2 protein-coding genes and 1 pseudogene are annotated in these 1,832 nt (G+C 75.4%); all 3 read right to left on the reverse strand.

Annotated elements, in window-relative coordinates; genetic code table 11:
* A pseudogene (locus MFF42_RS26285) lies at positions 1-747 on the reverse strand (sensor histidine kinase); the annotation flags it as partial.
* Positions 748-769: 22 nt separating this feature from the next.
* Positions 770-1,453, reverse strand: a complete 684-nt coding sequence (locus MFF42_RS26290; protein WP_238258890.1) for a response regulator transcription factor — start codon at positions 1,451-1,453, stop codon at positions 770-772.
* A gap of 36 nt (positions 1,454-1,489) precedes the next feature.
* A complete protein-coding gene (locus MFF42_RS26295; RefSeq protein WP_306423567.1) occupies positions 1,490-1,741 on the reverse strand; it encodes a PepSY domain-containing protein in 252 nt (83 codons plus the stop codon).
* Between the last annotated feature and the right edge of the window lie 91 nt (positions 1,742-1,832).

Genomic DNA, 1,832 nt, shown 5'->3' on the forward strand with positions numbered 1-1,832 from the left:
GCGCGCCCGCTCCAGGTCGCGCTCCTGCGCGTCGAGCAGGCGGTTGAGGTCGGCCACCAGCGGGCGCACCTCCTCCGGAAAGGTCTCGGGCAGCCGCGCCCGCGTCCCGGCATGGATCGCGGCGAGATCCGCCCGGAGTGTCCGGAACGGCGCGAGGGCTTGGCGGACGAACAGCGACATGGCGAGCGTCAGCGCCGCGAACAGGGCGAAGAGCGAGGGCACCAGCAGGCGCAGGAAGGTGGCGCGGCTCTGGGCGAGGTCGCGGCGGTCCTCCGCCACCGTGACGGCGAGGGTGACCGGGGCGCCCTTGTCGGAAATCGTGACGCGGCGGGTGACGGCGATGAGCCGTCCGCCGTCCGGCCCGGCGAGGTCGCCGATGGCCGGCTCTTCGGAGCCGTCAGGAACCGTGCCGAGCCGCCTGTCCCAGAGCGAGCGCGAGCGCAGGGGCGTGCCGCCCGCGTGCGCGACTTGCTGCTCGACTTGCCGCTCGACCTGCCAGTAGAGGCCGCCATAGGGCGTCGAGAAGCGCGAATCCGGCGGCTCGCGGGGCAGGGTCGGGGCGCCGTCCGGGGCCAGGGCGACCTGCCCGGCGATGAGTTTGGCGGTCCGGTCGAGGCCGTCGGCGGTGCGGGCGTCGAGCACCCGGTCGAAGATCAGCGTCAGCCCCACGCCCGCCAGCGCCAGCGCCAGGGCGATCAGCCCCGCGGCGGCGAGGCCGAGCCGCAGGCGCAGCGAGCCCCGTGTCAGGACCGGCATCACGCGCTCGGGCTCATCGTGGCTCCGCACCGCCGGACGGATCGGCCGGCACGAGGTAGCCGTGGCCGCGACGGGTCTCGATGATGCCGGGGCCGAGCTTGCGCCGCAGCCGGGTCAGCAGGGCCTCCAGGGCGTTGGCCTCGCGGTCGCTGCCGCTGCCGTGGAGGTGGTCGAGCAGCTCGCCGGCCGGCACAACCTGCCCCTGGCGGTGGAGCAGGAAGGCGAGCAGGCGGTATTCCAGTGCGGTGAGATCGGTCTCCCGGCCCGCCACCGAGACCGCGCGGGTGCGGGTGTCGAGCTCGACCGCGCCCGCCCGCAGCACGGGGGAGGCGTGGCCGGCGGTGCGGCGCAGGATGGCCCGCAGCCGCGCCACCAGCTCCTCCATCCGGAACGGCTTGACGAGGTAGTCGTCGGCGCCCGCGTCGATCCCCTCGACCCGCTCGCGCCAGCCGTCGCGGGCGGTGAGGATCAGCGCCGGGAGCGCCACGCCGGCCCCGCGCAGGCGGCGCAGCACGCCGAGCCCGTCGAGGCGGGGCAGGCCGAGGTCGAGCACCATGGCGTCGTAGGTCTCGGTCTCGGCCCGGAACCATGCCGCCTCGCCGTCGCCGACGATCTCGGCGACGTAGCCGGCCCGTTCGAGGCCCTCGCGGATGTCGGCCGCGATGCGCGGCTCGTCCTCTACGACGAGGATGCGCATGTCATCGTCCTTGCCGCCGCCCTTGTCCGATCGACCTCAATCATCGTCGTCCACGTCGAGGAGCTTGAGGGAGCTGGCATCGATCTTCACGTCGCGGCGGCGCCCGTCGGTGCCGAGGATGCGCAGCTTGTAGAGCCAGCGCCCGTCGTCGCGCTTGAGGTCGAGCGCCACGACGTCCCCCGGCACGGCGGCGCGGGCGGCGGCGAGCACGGCGTCGAGGGGGCGGATCTCGCCCCGCTCTAGGGCGCGGCGCGCCCGCTCGCCGTCGTCGTCGGCCCGCGCGGGCACGGCGCCGAGGGCTGATGGCCCGTCCCGTTCTCCGTCCCCTCCTCCTCGCGCTCGTCGCGCTGGCCCCAGCCCTCGGCGCCGTGCCCGCGCG

The sequence above is a fragment of the Methylorubrum podarium genome (assembly GCF_022179745.1).
Classification (GTDB): domain Bacteria; phylum Pseudomonadota; class Alphaproteobacteria; order Rhizobiales; family Beijerinckiaceae; genus Methylobacterium; species Methylobacterium podarium.